General features: G+C 35.8%; 11 protein-coding genes and 2 pseudogenes. 9 read left to right on the top strand and 4 right to left on the bottom strand.

Going from position 1 to position 20,289, the window contains the following annotated elements:
* Genes HEQ28_RS00965 through HEQ28_RS00950 form a run of 4 tightly spaced genes read left to right on the top strand, consistent with a single transcriptional unit; the run spans position 1 to position 3,093 of the window.
* Positions 1 to 468 carry a hydrogenase iron-sulfur subunit gene (locus HEQ28_RS00965; protein WP_434503330.1) on the top strand — a complete coding sequence of 156 codons (468 nt, stop codon included), beginning with the start codon at positions 1 to 3 and terminating at the stop codon, positions 466 to 468.
* Positions 461 to 1,243 carry a 4Fe-4S binding protein gene (locus HEQ28_RS00960; protein WP_434503329.1) on the top strand — a complete coding sequence of 261 codons (783 nt, stop codon included), beginning with the start codon at positions 461 to 463 and terminating at the stop codon, positions 1,241 to 1,243. The genes HEQ28_RS00965 and HEQ28_RS00960 overlap by 8 nt, the downstream gene beginning before the upstream one ends.
* Entirely contained in the window at positions 1,218 to 2,264 is a 1,047-nt protein-coding gene (locus tag HEQ28_RS00955; RefSeq protein ID WP_434503328.1) for a 4Fe-4S dicluster domain-containing protein, read from the top strand. Before HEQ28_RS00960 ends, HEQ28_RS00955 begins: the two co-directional genes overlap by 26 nt.
* On the top strand, positions 2,257 to 3,093 hold the full coding sequence (locus HEQ28_RS00950; RefSeq protein WP_434503327.1) for an FAD/NAD(P)-binding protein: 837 nt from the start codon (positions 2,257 to 2,259) through the stop codon (positions 3,091 to 3,093). The genes HEQ28_RS00955 and HEQ28_RS00950 overlap by 8 nt, the downstream gene beginning before the upstream one ends.
* Before the next feature lie 942 nt (positions 3,094 to 4,035).
* On the opposite strand, the gene HEQ28_RS00945 is transcribed toward HEQ28_RS00950, so the two are convergent.
* Positions 4,036 to 6,141 (bottom strand): GmrSD restriction endonuclease domain-containing protein, encoded by a 2,106-nt coding sequence (locus HEQ28_RS00945; RefSeq protein ID WP_434503326.1) that lies wholly within the window; start codon positions 6,139 to 6,141, stop codon positions 4,036 to 4,038.
* A gap of 9 nt (positions 6,142 to 6,150) precedes the next feature.
* Positions 6,151 to 7,908 carry a DUF262 domain-containing protein gene (locus HEQ28_RS00940; RefSeq protein WP_434503325.1) on the bottom strand — a complete coding sequence of 586 codons (1,758 nt, stop codon included), beginning with the start codon at positions 7,906 to 7,908 and terminating at the stop codon, positions 6,151 to 6,153.
* Between the two features lie 875 nt (positions 7,909 to 8,783).
* Here HEQ28_RS00940 and HEQ28_RS00935 point away from each other — a divergent pair.
* The 4 genes and pseudogenes from HEQ28_RS00935 (at position 8,784) to HEQ28_RS00920 (ending at position 15,541) form a co-directional block, all read left to right on the top strand.
* A complete protein-coding gene (locus tag HEQ28_RS00935) occupies positions 8,784 to 11,042 on the top strand; it encodes a hypothetical protein (protein WP_434503324.1) in 2,259 nt (752 codons plus the stop codon).
* Positions 11,043 to 12,075: 1,033 nt separating this feature from the next.
* A pseudogene (locus HEQ28_RS00930) lies at positions 12,076 to 12,576 on the top strand (IS30 family transposase); the annotation flags it as partial.
* Between the two features lie 126 nt (positions 12,577 to 12,702).
* The gene (locus tag HEQ28_RS00925; protein WP_434503323.1) at positions 12,703 to 13,764 is read left to right on the top strand and encodes a sodium:calcium antiporter; all 1,062 of its coding nucleotides are present in this window, start codon (positions 12,703 to 12,705) and stop codon (positions 13,762 to 13,764) included.
* A gap of 40 nt (positions 13,765 to 13,804) precedes the next feature.
* Positions 13,805 to 15,541 carry a thiamine pyrophosphate-dependent enzyme gene (locus HEQ28_RS00920; protein ID WP_434503322.1) on the top strand — a complete coding sequence of 579 codons (1,737 nt, stop codon included), beginning with the start codon at positions 13,805 to 13,807 and terminating at the stop codon, positions 15,539 to 15,541.
* A gap of 56 nt (positions 15,542 to 15,597) precedes the next feature.
* Here HEQ28_RS00920 and HEQ28_RS00915 read toward each other — a convergent pair.
* Both HEQ28_RS00915 and HEQ28_RS00910 read right to left on the bottom strand, forming a co-directional pair.
* A pseudogene (locus HEQ28_RS00915) lies at positions 15,598 to 15,746 on the bottom strand (IS982 family transposase); the annotation flags it as partial.
* A gap of 1,114 nt (positions 15,747 to 16,860) precedes the next feature.
* On the bottom strand, positions 16,861 to 17,826 hold the full coding sequence (locus HEQ28_RS00910; RefSeq protein ID WP_434503321.1) for a helix-turn-helix transcriptional regulator: 966 nt from the start codon (positions 17,824 to 17,826) through the stop codon (positions 16,861 to 16,863).
* A gap of 115 nt (positions 17,827 to 17,941) precedes the next feature.
* Between HEQ28_RS00910 and HEQ28_RS00905 the strand changes: the two genes are divergently transcribed.
* Positions 17,942 to 20,038 carry an outer membrane beta-barrel family protein gene (locus HEQ28_RS00905; RefSeq protein WP_434503320.1) on the top strand — a complete coding sequence of 699 codons (2,097 nt, stop codon included), beginning with the start codon at positions 17,942 to 17,944 and terminating at the stop codon, positions 20,036 to 20,038.
* Positions 20,039 to 20,289 lie beyond the last annotated feature (251 nt).

Here is a 20,289-nt window from a genome sequence, read left to right as displayed (position 1 = left end):
ATGGAAGAAAAGAACGAAAATATATTCGAGCCGCGCATCATAGCATTTGTTTGCAATTGGTGTACGTATGCAGGCGCAGACTTGACCGGAACCAGCCGTATCAAGTATTCCACCAACGTAGAGATTGTGAGATTCCCGTGTACGGGCCGCATCGACTTCATGCTACTACTCAAAGCTTTTGCTGGTGGCGCAGATGGAATCATTATATCAGGATGTCATCCTAACGACTGCCATTACACCAGTGGCAACTTCCACGCCCGCAGACGCTGGATGGTATTCAGAGACATGCTCGACTTTATGGGCATCGACATTGATAGGATACGCTGGTCATGGGTATCAGCAGCCGAAGGTGCAAAATGGGCTGATGTCGTTAATGACACGGTAAGCAAAATACGTGAAATGGGACCCTATACTGAATACAAAAAAGCTGCCAAATTCTTAGAGGAGGAAAAAATAATTCATGAGTAAATTATCTAAAGATACTGCAGCCCTTCTTTCTGAGGGAACAGTAAAAATGATTATAGGTTACGAGCAGGGCACAGAGCGTCCTCGTCCTGCTTTTTGTCATACGCCAGAGGATTGTGAACGATTGATATTCAATGATCAATGTAGTAACAATCTGGCTGTTTACCTTACAAAAAAAGAGATTATCGGAGAAGACAAGGTTGGTGTAGTGGGTAATTATTACGTAATTAAGACAGTCATCCAACTGAATCTTGAGAATCAGATTAATCTTCAAAACCTTGTATTGATGACCGTAGATGGCGATGATATAATTACATTCGGCAGCATAGATGAGATGCAGCAATATGTTGACACTCACGAACCTGTGCCCAATGAGAAAGTACTTGCCGCTATCGAGAAGATAGATAAGATGAGTCGCAGTGAGCGATGGGAATATTGGAAGAGCGAACTGTCAAAGTGTGTGCGTTGCTATGCGTGCCGTGCAGCTTGTCCGCTGTGCTATTGCAACCGTTGCGTCACAGAGGTCAACTGCCCACAATGGATAGAGCCATGGGCTTCCCCTCTCAGCAATATGGAATGGCAGATCAACCGTATAATGCACATATCAGGCAGATGTGTCGGTTGTGGAGAATGCGCAGCAGCCTGCCCTCTCGAACTGCCTATTGGCATACTCACAAAGAAGATGGGTATGGACATCAAGAATACTTTTGGAGGATGGAAAGACGGAAGCGTACTATCCACATATAACGTAAATGATAAAGAAAACTTTATTAAATGACATGATGGAAAGACTAATAATAAAATCAGACAGCATAAACACATGGCTCTCTAAGATTATTGAAACAGTGCCACGTGTACTAGCCCCTGTCAAGATAGGCAGCAAAGCTGAATTCAAAGAGATAAAAGATGCAGGTAGTGTAGCATACGATGTTATTACCACCACATCATCTATTAAATCTGCAGCCTTCCCTAATACAGAAACCCTGTTTGCCTATGAGAAACAAGGCTTGGAGACTAAATTATACGATGTTGCTGAAGATAATTTCCTTGACACAGTCATTTGGCGTGCACGTCCTTGTGATGCAGTAGGCTTTGGACCTCTTACCAAAATTTTCAATTGGGACTATAAAGATAAACTTTACAACGAACGTTTTTCACGTCTTGTTGTTGTTTCTTTCGCATGCGATAAAGCTGACGAATGCTGTTTCTGCACATCTGTAGGCGGAGGTCCCGGAAATACAGCCGGAAGTGATATCATGCTCACCAAGATAAACGATGAAGATACGTTAGTTGAAGTACTCACTGATAAAGGTAGTAAACTTATAGACCTATGCAAGGATTGCTTCACTGACGCAGACGATAGCGTAGACAAAGAGTCAGTATTAGCCAAGGTTCCAGTAAAATTTACCCGCGAGCAGATACACGAAAAACTTGCAAAAGCATTTGAGAGCCCCATCTGGAAAGCTCAGTCTGAACGCTGTCTGGGATGTGGAGCATGCGCTTTTGTTTGTCCTACATGTGCATGTTTCGACATACAAGAAGACGCACATGGCAATCATGGTCGCCGCGTACGTTGTTGGGATTCATGTGGTTTTACCCTCTTTACTCAACACACATCAGGTCATAACCCCCGCCCTACCCAGGCCACACGCTGGCGTCAGCGCGTAATGCACAAATTCTCTTATATGCCCGATCGTCTCGACATATATGGTTGTACAGGCTGCGGTCGTTGTTCGCGTGCCTGTCCGGTAGACATGAACATCGCAGAACATCTAACAAATATTGCAAACAATGAATAATAATATATACATCCCTTATGTAATGGTGGTCGACAAAATCACTGTCGAAGCTCCGGGAGTAAAGACATTGCGCCTGCGTTTTCAGAACGAAGAAGAAGGCAATAATTTTGAATTCAAAGCAGGCAACTTTGCTGAATATTCAGCTTTCGGCGAGGGTGAATGTACGTTTTGTATAGCATCAGCCCCAACCCGTAAAGGTTATATCGAATGTACTTTTCGTAAGGCTGGTCGTGTAACATCCGGACTTGACCGTTTAGAAGAAGGTATGACAATGGGTGTACGTGCTCCGCTTGGCAATTCTTTTCCCATCGAAGAATGGAAAGGAAAGAATCTTGTCTTTGTTGCTGGTGGCATAGCTCTTCCCCCTATGCGTGCGGTTATAGACAATGTGCTCGACCGCAGAGATGAGTTTGGCGATGTCACTATTGTTTATGGTGCCAAGACTGTTAACGACCTTGTATACAAAGATGAACTAAAAGAATGGGAAGAGCGCCCTGATGTTAATCTCTTTGCTACAGTTGATCCGGGAGGCGAAACACCCGACTGGAAAGGAAAAGTAGGATTTACGCCCAACGTATTGGGTGAGGTTGCCCCAAGTAGTGACAATGCAGTAGCTATCGTCTGCGGCCCTCCTATCATGATCAAGTTTACATTTCCTGTACTCGAAAAGCTCGGATTCAAGGATGAGAACATATATACCACTCTTGAGAACCGCATGAAGTGTGGCATAGGCAAATGTGGACGATGCAATGTAGGTCCGATGTTTGTTTGCAAAGACGGACCGGTGTTCAGCAAAGTACAGTTGAATGCACTTCCACCTGAATTTTAACCTAAGTTTGCCCCCCTAGTGCATCTTTATGCTCGTAAGTGTCTTATAATCAGTAATAGCTTTTTTCAAAATCTTACGGTGTACAATATTTTATACTAGGGAAGCATATACTGAATATCAGTAAGTTACATTATTTATTTATCAAATATTAAGTAACAAAGGTCAAAGTTGGGTTAATATGTTGTAATAAACAATATTTAAATAAATCTTAAATCCCCAGTTGCACAATGCAGCCGGGGATTTTTATATCTATACAATTGCTATCTTAAAAGAGCTTGTAACATAAATAGCATTGCAACTAATCTATTTATTTATATTGCTGTCTGATATTCTTTCCTCTAGTTGTTCAAAGGTTAACGGATTTTCGTTATAAATGAAAGATTCTATCATGGCCTTGTAATCTTACCAAAACAAACTCTCTATTTCTTCTGTAGACCCAATCTGAATCCGTTCTTTTGTGTCAAAATAGTAATATAAAGAACTAATATGATAGAATTTCTTTCGGTGTTCGATGATATTCTTGTAAAGTCCCATTAATAACAGTGTCAAAACAAGCGTCCATTAGCCTTTCTATATCATATATAGTGGCGACTCATTCGTTCACTTCTGGGCGCTTTCTTCTATATTTCTCATTTAGTAATAGTGACTTTTCAAAAATTGTTCTTATTGTGAGAACTGTTGGAACTGTACAATATGGGATAACGGTCGAAATCTTTTCGGAAGTTCGGACCAGATTCTTTGACGCGGATCAATCGCACAGATCCTCGTTTCTTGATAAGACCAACCAGTACAGCTGAAAAGGAATTCTATCTTCCTTTTTTCAGTGTGCAAGTCTTTGATACCAGCCTATCCAAAAGGGGATATTTTATCTGGAGGACCTCAAAAGGACTTGATCGTAATGGACAGTATCGGGAATAAATTGAAGCGTTAATCAAAAGGGGGTTAGCGGACTTCAAAACAATCTTCTTTACTCTTAGGTCTTTGACCACCTTTAAATAGATAACATGCAGACTCATCTTCTTCAACAGCAAAGAAATGATCTTTTGTACAGTATTCGGATATAAGATCTGGTTCCTTAATAAGTCGTTGAATCCAGTTTGGTGTTCCATCCATATTTTGTTTTGTTGCAACATTGGCTGCCGCTGTGTCAGTTCCGTATTCAACAATCGCATTAACTGCTTCTATCAAATATTTCATCCAATCGTCATTTGATTTGAATAATCCTAAGTCTCCACAATTTCTGATTGCAGTTCTTTTCCAAAGATTAAGACTATAACTCCATGTCCCATAATAAGTATAGAACTTGTGATCACCACAGGAAAATAACACTCTTCTAAAATCTGCTCTAATATCTTTGTCACATAAATTCTGCTTTAATACAAGATATAACTTGTCGAATTTCTCAATTACTGATTTAAACTCACCCGAGTTGTGTTCACTATTTCTACAATCTATGTCAACACATTTTAATGGAAACAAAATTTGTCCAGAACAGAATGGCAAATCTTCCATCCTTTGAATACTCTCTTTTGATTTGATATTTTCGGATTTATCAACAATAATAGAAGCTTTAAACCTTTCTTCTTTTACTTGTTCTGCAGCATGTTGTGATACTATTTTATTTTGTGCAAGATACTCGTAAATATTTATACCCTTCGAGCCATCAGCTAGTTCTTTTATCAAACGAATTGCTGCAATAAAAGTTTCAATGCTGTCTATTGTGGAATTTCGGACTATATTTCTTACAACACGCATCCAATCAATAAAGTTTATGTCATTTAATTGAGTAACAGACGATTTGTCGTTTTTGAAAAATAGTTGAATTGCGATTGAAATAGCAGTATCCGGGTATGTTTTATTTGAGTTGAGGAAATATTTATAAAAAACATCATGCTCTGTCTCTAATAGACATCCTACTTGCTCTACATATTCTTGATAAATAAAAATATCTTCATATCTGTCGTATGCCTCTTGATAAAATTCATTATTAGTGATGCTTAAGCTATCCAAGATATATAATGGAATGGAATAATCTTTATTTACAATCATTTTGGCCAACAATTTAGATTGAAAATCTCTGATTTTATCCTTTAAGTCACATTTTTCAGAACTTTTGATATTTATAAAAGAACATACCTTATTAACATTCTCTAATCGAATGATAGTATATGTTGATTCACCCTTCAAATAATCTAATGTCCAATAAAATATGATAATATTATAAAGTAATCTAAGCTGTTCTTTATCGATATTGTCAATAGTTTCCTTCGTACTAGAAGATGAATTTTCTGCCTTTCTATGTGTCCAAACCATATTTGTCCAATCGCCATCTATTTTCTGTTGCCACTTTTTCTGTAAATCATTTTTAGGAAGTTTTTCATCTAACCATGATTTCAGCAATTCATATTCACTGAGTTTTCTTCCGCGGCTATTCATTTTAAGATAGATGTTGTTATTAAGATCTTCTTCGTTATTGTCTATAAATGTAAAAGTGATTGGGCAGTTATTTGAAGATAGCCTTTTCCATAGAAAAATAAAAAAATCAGATTTTTTGTTTCTCCATTGTTCATGCAGATAATCAAGGACAGCAATAATACCTTCAACAGTAGTATCCTTATTCCAACTATCAAAATACCAATTTTGATCTTTAATATTTAGATTAGCCTCTTTTTGCTTGTGACATAAGGCGCCAATATTTTCCTTTAGTGCTTTACAAAAGTTCATTGCGGAATCTCTTGTACAATATTGCAGATTGCATATAATATCAGGCAATCCAGATCTTGACAATATATATAGATGTAAGATCCATAAAGTTGTAATGCGCTGTTGTCCATCTATAGGTATAAAAAAATTTCCTTCATCATACCCATAAATAAAGTTCAAATCCATCATTTGAATTCCATTGCCAGTTATACTACTAATCAAATTCTGACAGAAATTAGTTCTCACACCAGGATTATTTCCTTGGACGTAATCTCGTTGGAGTCTGGGAACATATATGTGTTTTACTTCATTAGCAATGAATGTCTTGTAGAATGTTGTTTTCATAAATACGTTCTATCTATATATTGAAATTTTCTCGTCTAAATCCCTTAAATATGCTTCACTATCATCCCTAGTCCATGCGCAAGTTTTAATCGCACTTGTTGTATTATAAAATTTCAAGAATACTTTTTCTGTACATGGAGGATAATAAAACCTTTTTGCATTATCAATAACCCACTTACGTTTTGCAGGAAAGAGAGCATTATGATAACCTTGATTTGTTTTAGAATCCAAAAGTACAAGATTGCCAATACCGTTTTTGTTGTCAATCTTTTGTTCTTCTAATTCGTCGTCGAGTGTTTCCAGTATGGCATTATAAAGGTTCTTAAATGCTTCTATCCTACTATCTTTGGTATCATTCATCTTTAATTCGTACATTTTCTTTAAATCTTTAATATTACCTTTCTCAAACACATCAGAAAAATCACTCAAAGACGATTTTAACCAATCATTTTGACTTCCAGAATCTTGAAGGATATTATCTGTTTGTGAAGCTATATGTTCAATTTGCCAAACTTGCTGATAGAGGAGTTCAAAAGGAAAACGTTGATATGAGTTATTTAATTGTAGATTCATATTCTTATGTTTTTCTCTATAGTCCGTTAGAATTGTCTCAATATTGTGAATAAGAAAAACTCTCCGAAGATCAGTTTTAGAGCTGTCATAAGACAGTTCTTTTAGTGAACGATCAGGCAATGTCTGACTTATTTCTTCCTTTAATATTTCAATTAAAACACTTTTAGTATTATCACTCCTTATTTTTATCCATTTAAAAAGCTCAGAAGAGGAATAACAATATGTTAGGTATCCTATGTAATGGTATGACTCAATATCCTCAAAAAAATCAACTAACCTGAGATATATGTCTCTTACATGATTCCATTTTTTTATCAATACGATTGGTGAACTATCTTCAGAAAATCGCTCAAATGATGCTGTGTTATATTTGTCATATAACTTCTGTTCGATTCCTTCAGATAAGTTAAATATGAGATCCATTCTACAATTTATGTAAAGAGGTTCATCATTTTGTAGCATAAACCAAAAAGAATCATTTTTTAGTTTTTGCTCCATTTCATCAAATTGAGCAGCGACCAATGAAACATTAAATTCCTTACAGGCATTACCATCATTGAGCAGCAATGCTTTAATAAGATCTGAGTTAGTTAATTCAATCTTCCCATCATTGAGATTTCTAAAAGCTTTATGCTTTGCATTTTCATCTGATGAATCTGCATCTATTAGATACCAGATAAACTTTACAGATTTTCTGGTATTTTCACCATAAATTAACTTTTTAACATTATTAACATCGCTCGGATGGTCTTCTATCCATTTGTTAACAGCTTGAAATGCTTTATGTATGTGATATAGGTCAATTGCTAATTTTTTTTCTTTATTTTTAGATATTTCTTTTTCACAACATCTCATAAAATTCATGCGAGAATTATCAGAATCACTTTCGAAATTAAAATCATAAGGCTCGGGGCCTCCAAAACCTTTACTTATTAAGTATAATGATGTCAGGCGCTGTTGACCATCCAAAACCTCATAATTTTTCTCGTCTTTTTTAATAACTGACAGGGGCTGTAAACAGTAAATTTTTGCATCACCCAGATCATTGGCGAACTCAAGTAAATCATCCAATAAAAGACGTATATCGCGTGGAGTCCACTTATAACCTCTTTGTTGACTTGGGATATAAAATGTTTTACCTTTTAAGCCTATCAAATCTTGATAGATAGGTTTATCTATATTTGTTTTGCACATATTTCAATAATTTACGTTAGTATAATGGATTTTGATTAACTGTATATTAGGTAATCGATATTTCTTGTGTCCTTAAATTGGCAAGAAACAAATAAAATATCGCTAAGTTTCAATGAATCCATATATGTTGGGGGTTATTGTTGCAAAGATAATAATACTTCGATAACTATCAAAGTATTCGGCTATTAACTTCGATATTTGCATAAATAATTAATAGATTTATTTCGATAAATCCAAATAACAGGTTAAAAATTTTACTATAACAAATAAATTGCTTAATTTTACAGCGCTATCTTGAGGTAGAATTAAAGACCTTCACTTTTAAGTTATAGTCCCAAGCTCTTCCTTTCAAGTCTGCATATAATCTTAAAATCAAAATGTGAGCTACAGCGATTGAAAAATATTTCATAAGATATAAAAGGCAAGAATTTCTCTTACAAAGAGTCATGTATTATGATTCAACATTGATCACGGATTACCCCAAAAAGTCTATAATAAAGGTTAACCTCGTTTTTGTTCATATTATGATCATTTAAAAAGAAGGGTTCGAACTCGGTGTGTTGAAGGCTATAGCTAAGACTTTCTCTGGAGCTACATCGAATTCAATGGTCAAGACGAGCCCCGAGGAGAAAGCGTAGCTAAAAGGAATATAAGGACACGCATGCTTTCATCAATTTCACTGGGGCTTTCTATCTAATAGCGATATGAGAAGTAATAGGAATGGATATTCGACTATCATATTGATACGGTTGATCATTTCCTTGGAAATATGAAATAACTTAGGACACAAAAGCTAAGATTGATTACGCAAATTACCACTAAGTCATCTACTCTATCTGATTGAATAATTATTAACAATATAACTACAATAAATCATGAATAAGATATATTTTGATTTCGAAAATTGTTTTGGTATAGCGAAGATGAATGCTGAGATTGATTTTTCCCAGCATAACACTGCTATGATATACGCACCCAATGGTACAATGAAAACTTCATTTGCCAATACGTTGCATGCCTTGGCTTTTAATGCCGCAATTAAAGCTAAGGGAAAGACTAGATCCAAATTGGAGTCAATAGTGATATGTGACAGACTTCATCCTAATCTACAAGTAAAAACAGAGGTAAAGATTGAAAACGGTGTACAGCTAGATCCACTAGATATATTTGTTGCCAACCCTGATAATAAGGAATATGACGCGACTGAGAGTGTTAGTACTTTTTTGGCTAGTACAGATTTGAAGCAAAGGTATGAAGAGGCTATAAAGACAATAGACATAGCAAAGAATGCCTTCCTCAAAAAGTACAAGGACGTATCAGTTAGCTCTGACTGCGAAGAAGAATTGGTAGCAGCTTTTGGAATTGGCGGAAGCCCCTCGATATACGACATCATAGAATTGTTGAATAAGAAAATAAATGAGGGAAATCACCAATTATACCACATTAAGTATAATAGCGTGTTCGATAAAAAAGGGATAGTGAAAAAATTTCTAGATGAAAATCAAGAAAAGCTAGCTATATTTGTCAGTCAATACAACAACTTACTTTCACGATCGCAGTTCTTTCATGTCTCTGAAGACGGGAAAAACACGTTTGGCACTTACCAAGCCAAGACGTTAAGCAATGGTTTAAAGGATGATTCTTTTTTTAAGGTTAAGCATAAGTTACAGTTACAAGACAACAGTAGCATCAGTTCATATATTGATTTGGACAATAAAATTAAAGATGAAATCAAAAAAGTTGAAGAAGATGAAAGATTACAAGCCATATTTATTGAAATAACTAGCAAACTGGACGTCAACCCAGAACTACGTGCATTCAAGAACTGCATCAAAGATAACAAAGGGATTCTTAGCGAGTTAGTCGATTATGAAAGTTTTCGGCTGAAAGTGTTGTTGGGATACTTTTCCGACATCAACACGCTAAATCTCTTCAATGAGTTGCATAGGGTTTACCTAGCGAAGAAAAACGACTTGGCACAAATCTTACAGGAAGCAAAAGCCGAACAAGACAGATGGAAAAATATTGTAGATTTGTTTAATGCCCGATTCTATGTACCATTTGAAGCTAAAATAGAAAACCAAGAAGATATCATTCTTAGGGCTCAGACTCCCAAACTGACCTTCGTTTATCACAATAAGAAGGGTGAAGATATAAAGAAGTCTCGGCTGGAAATCCTTCAAATTTTATCGAAGGGGGAAATGAGAGCGTTTTTCATTCTCCAAATGCTTTTCGAAATTGAAGCACGAAAAGACAATAATAAGCAAATACTCATCGTGCTTGATGATATATCAGATTCTTTTGATTATCAAAACAAATTTGCTATTATCGAATATCTCAACGATCTTTCCAAACTTTTCAGCGATAAATTTAAGGTGATTCTGCTTACACATAATTTCGATTTTTATCGAAATGCAACTCTAAGACTTGGCATTAAAAAATGTTATATGACTAAGAAGGATGACATGGGTAAAATAACTCTTGAACAAGGTATTTATATTATGAAGACACCGCTCGAAAATGAAATTAGAAATTCCAATGTAAGGAGTTTCATCAGCATGATACCTTTTACGCGCAATATAGCTGAGTATACTGAAGGAGCAAAATTTGATGAAGGACATGGAGTTGAAAATAATGACTTCATGAAGTTAACACAGTGCCTACACCTAAAAACTGATACGCTCGAAATGACAGACAGTGATGTGGATACCATCATCAGAAAACATATCAAGAATCCTAAATACCAATATTCGGTCACTGGTGCCAAAATTATTGACATAATCTACAATGAGGCCAAAGCTATTGCTGAAGATAACTCACCAATGGAATTAGCGATAGAGGATAAGGTTGTTTTGTCGATAGCGATCAGACTCATGGCCGAAAACTATATGAAGACACAGCTGATTGCAGCGGGAGAGAGTGAAGATAGTTTGAAAACGAGTGATGTACAAACGACTTTCTGGTTTGGCAAGATGAAAGAAAAACTCCCAACTAATCCTAAGCTTAACCTATTGGAACGTGTAAACATGATGACTCCAGAATGTATTCACATCAATAGTTTTATGTATGAGCCATTAATAGATATGTCTATAAGACATTTGGTGAATTTATATAACGAGGTTATAATTATGTAAAGTATATACTTAACTTGTATATAAGTGATGTTGTAGAGGTTTATTAATATACGATATGTATACTAATATCCAAAATTGAACTATATTCATACAAGAATTTAGCTCACCACAAAAGAAATAATATCAACCTTACCAATATTAAATTTAATAATCTTAGAAAATGAACGAAAAATATTAGCGTGACAAGATTGACTTTTGTTATGAAAACACCTGTCTTGAGCTTACTTTTAAAAAATTTTAGTCGGTAACTTTTTGCAAAGTTATGGAAAAAATTTCATCCTTTCTGCCAAAATAACAAGAAGGAGGCGACTAATTTTATTCTGCTCTCCCTATACTTTATCGTGTTTTTAGCTACGAAGCTACGGCATATCTCGCAAAGTCTGTAAACAGAGGGATTGAAGACATGTAGTTTGCTGGATTTAGCTACGCCAAACTACGTTCTAGCTACGGCATTTTATGTCGTTTTAACGATAGAATGTATCTCATGAGTGAATTTGTTAAAGAACAGTTGGCTGCATCAGAGGAACTAAGGATGTATAAATAGATACAGTAAACGAGAACAGAATTTTCAAGCTTGTTTAACTATTCTGCCGAATTCCACTGAATTCTCGGCAAAGACACTGCAAGATTTTTATTCATACAATGAAATCAGGTTTGAGCTGTTAGCCAAAGTTTCAATTACAGGTGCTACACACTAAATAATACGCACACACATACTTCTTAAAAACAAATTATCAATTTGAAGAATATCAATGATAATCAACAAACTTTATTCTAAGGAAAAAACAGACATAACAATAAACATTTTAATACTATTGAGCGCTTTCTAAGAGGACGACTGTATTTTTAGATGATTTGAGATTACAAAAACACGTTTCTATGATAATTTCATATTTAACGAAACACTAATGTTGTAAAATATAAAAACAACAACATTTTTAATATTAAATTCGTTATCCACAAATAATTTACTTATCTTTACATCGCTATTTAGAGGTAGAGTTAAAGACCTTCACTTTCAAGTTATTGTCCCAAGAAACAAGGTGACAAAGAATTATACAAGCATCTTCATCGACACGGAAGGCACTATACAAAACGTGGTTCAAAGACGAATGGTCGTGGATTTATCAAGAATCATATTGGCATTGGTCAAAGACCCTCTATCGTAGATGAGAAGTTTAGATTCTGAGATTTAGAGATTGACACAGCGATTGGCAAGAACCATAAAGGAGCCCTTCTTATTATCAATGATAAGGCCACAGGTCTGGTATGGATTCGATTATCAAGTGGGAAAGAAGCCGTCCCACTGACCGAAGCTGCCATAAAAACATTATTACCAATTAAGGACATAATACACACAATAACGGCTGATAATGGAAAAGGATTCTGTTTTCCCGAAAAAATCGCAGATAAATTGAATATTTTTATTTACTTTGCAAAACCATATCACTCATGGGAAAGAGGAGCCACTGAAAACACAAATGAACTTATTAGGCAGTACTTCCCAAAGGGTACGGATTTTGGAGACATTACATTTGTATTGCACCTCAATTCTGTTTACGGTACTTAATTTGATTATGCTATCTGTAAAAATCAAAGAAGAAAATGAGGTTTTAAAAGATTTGAAATAGACTATTAATTGTTACTCAATATATATATTATGATTGAATCTCTTTCGTTAACAATGCTTCTACTTATATTCGGCGTTAGTGCAATACTAATATGGTTGGCAGGAATCAAATTAACCGAGACTGCCGACATTCTTTCCATACACTTTCGTTTGGGTGAAGCATTGGGTGGATTAATTTTACTAGCAATTGCAACAAATCTCCCCGAAATTGCCATTACTGTAAGCGCTGCAATTCAGCACAATATGGCACTTGCTATCGGAAATATTCTGGGAGGTATTGCTCTACAAACTGTTGTACTTGTGGTGTTGGATGTGTTTGGACTGGGCAAAAAAGATCCTCTTACTTATCGTGCTGCATCGCTTATATTAGTGTTGGAAGGATTAATGGTTATTATTGTGTTGACATTAGTGATTGTGGGCAATCAGTTTGGCTCTTCGGTTATTTTCCATGGTGTAGCGCCAATAGATGTAATCATCGTGTTGGTGTGGATTGTAGGTATATATTTGATCGGGAAAGCAAGAACTAACTTGCCTTGGCATCAGTTGGGTGTTCTTCCGAACAGTCAAAAAGAAAAGCGGGGACACAGCAAAATAAAGAAATATGATTTAGCTATAAAAAAAGGGACAAGCATTCAAGTTGTTATTTTTATTTTTGCTTTATGCTCATTGGTTACTTTAGTTGCCGGTATGGGATTGGAAGTAACGGGCGAAGCCATTGCTAAACAGATAGGAATGACAGGTGTATTATTTGGTGCTACAATTTTAGCGGCTGCGACATCGCTGCCTGAAGTTACTACAGGTCTAACTTCCGTAAAATTGGAGGATTATCAAATGGCCATGAGTGATATTTTCGGAGGAAATGCATTCCTGCCTGTATTATTTATGGTGGCAACTGTTATTTCGGGTGAATCAGTTCTTCCGCAAGCGCATAAAACAGATATTTATCTTACAGGGTTAGCAATACTTCTAACAATTATCTATATCTGCGGTTTAATATTCCGTCCCCGAAAGCAAATACTAAGGATGGGTATTGATTCATTCATTGTAATGATCGTTTATTTAATCGGATTACTAGGATTATTTGCTATTTAGTGGAAAAATTATAAATTATGTATTATTTAAAATCTATATTATGAGTAAAAATATATCGGATCAACTGGTGGAAACCTTAATTGCAGCAGGAATTGAACGAATTTATGCCGTAACAGGAGATAGTCTTAATCATGTAAATGAAGCTGTGCATCGTAATGGCAAGATCAAGTGGGTTCATGTCCGAAACGAAGAAACTGCCGCTTTTGCAGCCAGTGCAGAGGCACAGTTAAACGGTCTGGCATGTTGTGCGGGTAGTAGTGGCCCAGGACATGTTCATCTGATCAATGGTTTGTATGATGCACATCGTTCGTCGGCTTCCGTATTGGCCATTGCCTCCACGATCCCGACCAGTGAATTTGGAACCGACTATTTTCAGGAAACAAACATATTCAAGCTGTTTGACGATTGCAGTTGCTATAATCAAATGGCTACAACAGCAAAGCAATTTCCTCGTATGCTACAGACCGCCCTTCAACATGCCATACATAAAAAGGGAGTAGCTGTTCTTGGGTTGCCTGGTGACATCACGAATCTTCCTGCAGAAGAAGCAGAAACTACAACAAGGCTATTTCGTAACAAACCTATTGTCAGACCATCCGAGGATGAACTGTTACAACTCGCCGGAATAATAAATTCATACAAAAAAGTCACTATTTATTGCGGACTTGGGGCTGCAGAAGCACATGATGAGATTATTCAGCTTGCCGAAAAATTAAAATCACCGGTGGCCTATTCTTATAAGGCAAAGATGGCGATTCAGTATGATAATTCCTATGAAGTGGGGCTTACCGGCTTACTGGGGGTCCCTTCTGCTTACCAAAGCATGCATGAATGTGAGTTGCTTATATTATTAGGAACAGATTTTCCGTATACACCCTTTATGCCTGTTCATAATAAAATTGTACAAATTGATATTAAACCGGAGAATCTTGGACGAAGAGCAAAACTTGAGATGGGTCTTTGTGGTGATGTAAAAGACACGCTACAAGCCATATTGCCCCTTATAGAAACAAAAGAAGATGCTAAATTTCTCAATCGCCAATTAAAGTTTTACGATGTAGTCAAAAAGAATTTATTATTATATGTAAACGATCCTGGTAAACCAAATACTATTCATCCTGAATATGTTGCTTCTGTGATAAATGAGTTGGCTCACAAGGATGCCATATTTACGGTAGATACAGGAATGTGTTGTGTATGGGCTGCACGGTATATTGCTGGAACCGGTGAACGAAAAATGTTGGGATCATTTAATCACGGATCAATGGCCAATGCCATGCCGCAAGCCATTGGCGCAGCGTTTGCATGTCCCGACAAACAAGTGATTGCCTTTTGCGGTGATGGCGGTTTATCCATGATGATGGGTGACTTGATGACGATTGTTCAATACAATTTACCTGTGAAGATTGTACTTTTTAATAATCGTTCATTGAACATGGTAAAACTGGAGATGCAAGTAGCAGGAATTCCTGACATTGAAACAGATATGTTGAATCCTGATTTCGTGAAATTAGCTGAAGCAATGGGAATGTACGGAATTCTAATTAATGATCCCGCAGATGTTAGACCGGCATTAGAAAAAGCCTTTCTACAAGATGGTCCTGCATTAATTACCATTCAGACTGATCCGAATGCTCTTGCCATGCCTCCTAAACTGGAGTTCGACCAGATGAAAGGTTTTGCTTTTTATATGGGGAAAATGATGATAAGCGGACGTGTAGATGAAATCTTTAAGATCATGAAGTCCAACTATAAACATATTACCGAAGTGATCTGATCGAAGAAAATAACTAATTATAAAAAATATTCAATGAGTTGGCCCCTGATGAAGAAAACTTTATGGCATACAGGAATCATCGTACGATTTACATACGTTATACCCGTACAAGGACCCAAAGTATTCATTGTGTGAAAAAACATAAATTTAAAAATACACGGCTTTCTAGTTCTACAAACCTGTTATAGGAAACAACTTGAGGAAAGATTCTATAGCTTTTATTCTGCAAACTTAGAGTATTCTCATATTTTTAGCTACGAAGCTACGGTATCTCTCGCAAAGCCTATAAACAGAGGGATTAACGATACGTAGTTTGCTGGATTTAGCTACGGCAAGCTACGTTCTAGCTACGTCATTTTATGTCGTTTTAACGATGGAATGTATTTCATGAGTGAATTTGTCAAAGAAACGTTGGCTGCATCTGAGGAACTAAGGATGCATAAATTGATACAGTAAACGAGAACAGAAGTTGCAAGCTTGTTTAACTATTCTGCCGAATTCCACTGAATTCTCGGCAAAGATACTGCAAAATTTTTGTCCATGCAATCGGATTTAGGTTAGACTGTTAGCCAAAGTTTTAATTACAGGGGCTACACATCAATAACACACGTGCATGCGCACCCGCACTCTGGACTTTTCATAAAAACAAGTGTCGGAGTGTCTATTCGTTGAACATCAACTTGTTAGAACACTTTTTAAGTGACACTAAGTGTCGGTTATTCGTCGGTAAAATATGGGTGAGTTTTTGCTTCATATTACATTCTACTTTACGAAGTAATTCGATGTGTTTTGTGATGTTTTGCACTGCGTTTTACGTTATATTGCATTGCGTTTTACGAAGAAATAGGAGGTAAAACATCGTAGAAACGTTTGCGTTTCTATATGAAAACAGTTGCGTTTCTATATAGAAACGCATGGGAAACTCAATATTTTACCGTCATTTCACCGTCACTTTATGACGTCTTATTCGTCGATAAAATATTGATATTCATTAAGTTGACACTTCGACACTTGTTTTTTAAAACTCCTAAGTGTGCGCGTGCATACGCGTACATTATATATACAGAAATAGATAACGTAGCTAAAACGTAGCTTACCGTAGCTAAATCCTGCAAACTACGTATGGTTAATCCCTCTGTTTATAGGCTTTGCGAGAGGTGCCGTAGCTTCGTAGCTAAAAAACACCAAAAACGCAGGGAAGACAGCTTAAATGTATAAAATTCAAATCATCACCTAGAAATCTAGGCTCTAAACATCTATTTTATAATACGCTACACTAAATACTAATCACTTTAAGTGCACACTAGTATAATCGTATTTTAATGATGAAGTTTACAATATGCTTTTGGCTTCATCCCTATTACTCTCTCAAATATTCTAGAGAAATGACTGAGATTTGTGAATCCTAATGTATAGCCTACGTCAGAAACTGTTCGTGTCTCTACTTTTAGGAGTTCTGCTGCTTTTTGAATGCGGCGTATTTCATAATAATGAAAGATACTATCACCAAACACTTGCTTGAAAAGACGTTTTAATTTTGTTTCACTCATACATGCCTCCTTTGCAAGATTTCTTATTACAGGTGGAACATGAAGATTACTCAAGATTGTATCTCTGACAAAATATATCTTTTTCAGATCGTTTGGATGAATAGGATATGTTGTTTGTTCGCTACGTTCAGTAAGAGATATCAACAAACGGCAGATAAGTTCGTCTACCTTGGTGGAGAGAAAATAAGGAAGGAAGCAAGACGGCACATTGCACTCCTTAATTTCTGTAATAAGACTTTGTATCTGCTTACTAATACTTCGCTCAAAAAATAAAGGTCGCTCGTTGAATAGAATACTTTTTAAAAGCGGAGATTCGTTATAATTGGGTATCTTCTGTACAAGATGATTAGAATTTATTGTAATAAATAAATCTGCACGGTCTTTCCCACTTATCACATCTTCTTCCATATTAATACTCATTGTTGATATTTGTACGGCGCGTTGATTGATAGATAACGCATCATCTGCTAAACATCCTCGAAATTGGAATAAGAGATATGGATACTTTTCTAACCTTTCAGGAACTTCTTCATCCTGATGCTGTTGCTGATAGATTAAACTGTCATTTAAATGATAGTTGAAGAAAAGTAATCCTGCAAAGTTATCAAGCATGATTCCTTTAAAATATCCCGAACCCTTTTCTGCCAGAACAATTACTTTTCCATCATTCACTGTGGTACCAAGCATATCTGCAAATACGCTTAAAGGACCGTGCTCTCCTATTCTTTCTTCCATTACTTCATTATGGTCGTATATGACTATTTTGAGAGCAAATATAGCTATTTTATTCTTAAAAGTACACATACCTTTGCAGAAAATAATTATTAATCAATAAATTAGTTGTTTAAACATGAAAAAGATTGTTATTTCGGCTATAATGATAGCCATTAATATGTATGCAGGAGCACAGACAAAGGACAGTGTTAGTTATGAACTCAATTTAGGAGAAGTGGTTGTCAAGTCACATGTTCCCAAGGGGAAGGTCATTCCAGGTGGTATATCAACTCGAATTTCAGGAAGTGTATTGGAGAAAGTCGGCAGTGCCAGACAAGTATTGGAACATCTTTCGGGTATCAAGAAAAAGATGGATGGTTCATTTGAGGTTATAGGAAAGGAAACTCCCATTATATATGTCAATGGCAGACAGTTGCATGACATGTCAGAACTAGACCATATAAAGTCTGATGAATTGCAAAAAGTTGATGTACTAACGTCTCCAGGTGCAGAATACAATGCTAACGATAATTCTGTTATTTGTATAAAGACAATCAAAAACAAAGATAATGGTTGGACTAGTGACATTTCTTCACAAGTTGGATATTCTTACAAAACGGATATGAGCAGACAGATAAGTGAAAGTTATAAACATGATAAACTAGAAGTTCTCGGTATTTTTCGCTATGATTTGAAACATAAACGTGAAACAGCAATCACCAACATTAATACTCATGTAGACAGTCTTTGGCAGCAACATGCCACATCGGTTGATTATGGCAAAGAACGATCTTTATACGGGCAGTTAGCTATAAATTATAGTATCAGTAAAAATCATACTCTCGGAGCAATGTATGAAGTGACTGGTATATCAAATGGAAAGACTACAAATCATAACCTTACTGATGTATTGGTTAATGAGCAAAAGTATGATTATTGGGATACTCAGGAATCTATTCTCCCACATATTCATCCTACGCAACGAATTAACGTGTACTACAACGGTAAAATTCGTAATTGGGATATTAATTTCAATGGTGATATGATGACAAATGGAAGTAGACAGAGTGATGATATATCAGAACTCAGTCAAAACTATACTGACTATAATGCAACGACATTAGAACATACAACCAATCATCTTTATGCAGCCAAAATCACTGCTGCGCATCCTTTATGGAAGGGAATGATATCGACAGGTAGTGAATTGACATTCACCAATCGTCACACTGACTTTAGTGGTTATAAAGGTATTATAGGCTCCAGCGACGATGATATACACGATCGTAATGTTGCTGTTTTTACAAACTATGATATTACGTTTAATGAGACAACTCAGCTTTCTGCTGGACTTCGTTATGAACACGTTATATATAATTTCTATGATAGCGGAATCAAAAATAGCGTAGAAAGTAATACTTACAACAATATTTTCCCATCATTATCCTTCAATACAACACTGATGGGCGTACGCTATTCTCTAAATTATCGAATACAGACAATCCGTCCTATGTACGAAATGTTGAAGAGTGCTATCAACTATGGCAACAGACTTACCTATCTGAGTGGTAATCCCGATTTACAACCGACATTCGTCAATAGTGTAGAACTAGTCGCATCTTATCACGATATCAATATGCAGGTTGGGTATAATCATTATAAAGACGACATCATATTTGATGTAGAACAGATGCAAGGCAATGAAAAAATAGGAATAAACAAATTCAATAATATCAAAAGCCGCAATGTATTGACATTCATGTCTTCCTATTCACCTATGATTGGTTTTTGGCAACCTAGTCTTACCGTGGCAGGGACCTATCAATTTCTCTCTACTCCATTTCTTGGTGAGAAGAAAAATATGAATGGAGCTCTAGTGCAATTCCAACTGAACAATTCATTCAAACTCCCTTCAGATTTCATACTACGTTTGGATGGACAATGGACAACAAACGGAAACATGCAAAATCAGTACGTACATAGTTCAGGAAGTCTTAATACTAGTATATATAAAGAATGGCACAACGGATTATGGAGCATCATGCTTGAAGGAACTGATCTACTGCATACACTGCGAGAAGCATCCACATTCTATTTTAACAAAACATTACTATATCGAGAGTCAAAGAATAATAGCCGCGGAATCAGCCTTACTTTGAGATATAAACTAAACAATAAGCAAAGGGAGTACAAAGGTACTGGAGCTGGTAATGAAGAAAGACAGAGACTGTAAGAGATAAGGAAACTGTTAGCAAAGTTAACGTAGACTTACGTTATCTTTTGCTAACGAAAGTTGATTTTATGTATATTTAAAACAACTTGAAAAGAATAAGTTCTTACAAAACACATATCAATGACTAATAGAAAGTAATTATATCAATATATTTATCATATTGCAAATAAAAAACAGATATATGTGACAAAATCACACTATTATTATTAGCTATATTTACTCTTTATTTTAAAAATGATTACATCTTATAT

Origin of the sequence: Prevotella sp. (genome assembly GCF_051059605.1) — a bacterium.
GTDB lineage: Bacteria > Bacteroidota > Bacteroidia > Bacteroidales > Bacteroidaceae > Prevotella.
Note: the sequence above shows the minus strand (reverse complement) of the source record. Positions and strands in the feature narration are given on the sequence as shown.

Excerpts from the sequence above, each read along its gene's own strand:
- HEQ28_RS00965 (WP_434503330.1), top strand. The coding sequence starts at position 1 with ATGGAAGAAAAGAACGAAAATATATTCGAGCCGCGCATCATAGCATTT.
- HEQ28_RS00960 (WP_434503329.1), top strand. The coding sequence starts at position 461 with ATGAGTAAATTATCTAAAGATACTGCAGCCCTTCTTTCTGAGGGAACA.
- HEQ28_RS00955 (WP_434503328.1), top strand. The coding sequence starts at position 1,218 with ATGATAAAGAAAACTTTATTAAATGACATGATGGAAAGACTAATAATA.
- HEQ28_RS00950 (WP_434503327.1), top strand. The coding sequence starts at position 2,257 with ATGAATAATAATATATACATCCCTTATGTAATGGTGGTCGACAAAATC.
- HEQ28_RS00945 (WP_434503326.1), bottom strand. The coding sequence starts at position 6,141 with ATGAAAACAACATTCTACAAGACATTCATTGCTAATGAAGTAAAACAC.
- HEQ28_RS00940 (WP_434503325.1), bottom strand. The coding sequence starts at position 7,908 with ATGTGCAAAACAAATATAGATAAACCTATCTATCAAGATTTGATAGGC.
- HEQ28_RS00935 (WP_434503324.1), top strand. The coding sequence starts at position 8,784 with ATGAATAAGATATATTTTGATTTCGAAAATTGTTTTGGTATAGCGAAG.
- HEQ28_RS00925 (WP_434503323.1), top strand. The coding sequence starts at position 12,703 with ATGATTGAATCTCTTTCGTTAACAATGCTTCTACTTATATTCGGCGTT.
- HEQ28_RS00920 (WP_434503322.1), top strand. The coding sequence starts at position 13,805 with ATGAGTAAAAATATATCGGATCAACTGGTGGAAACCTTAATTGCAGCA.
- HEQ28_RS00910 (WP_434503321.1), bottom strand. The coding sequence starts at position 17,826 with ATGGAAGAAAGAATAGGAGAGCACGGTCCTTTAAGCGTATTTGCAGAT.
- HEQ28_RS00905 (WP_434503320.1), top strand. The coding sequence starts at position 17,942 with ATGAAAAAGATTGTTATTTCGGCTATAATGATAGCCATTAATATGTAT.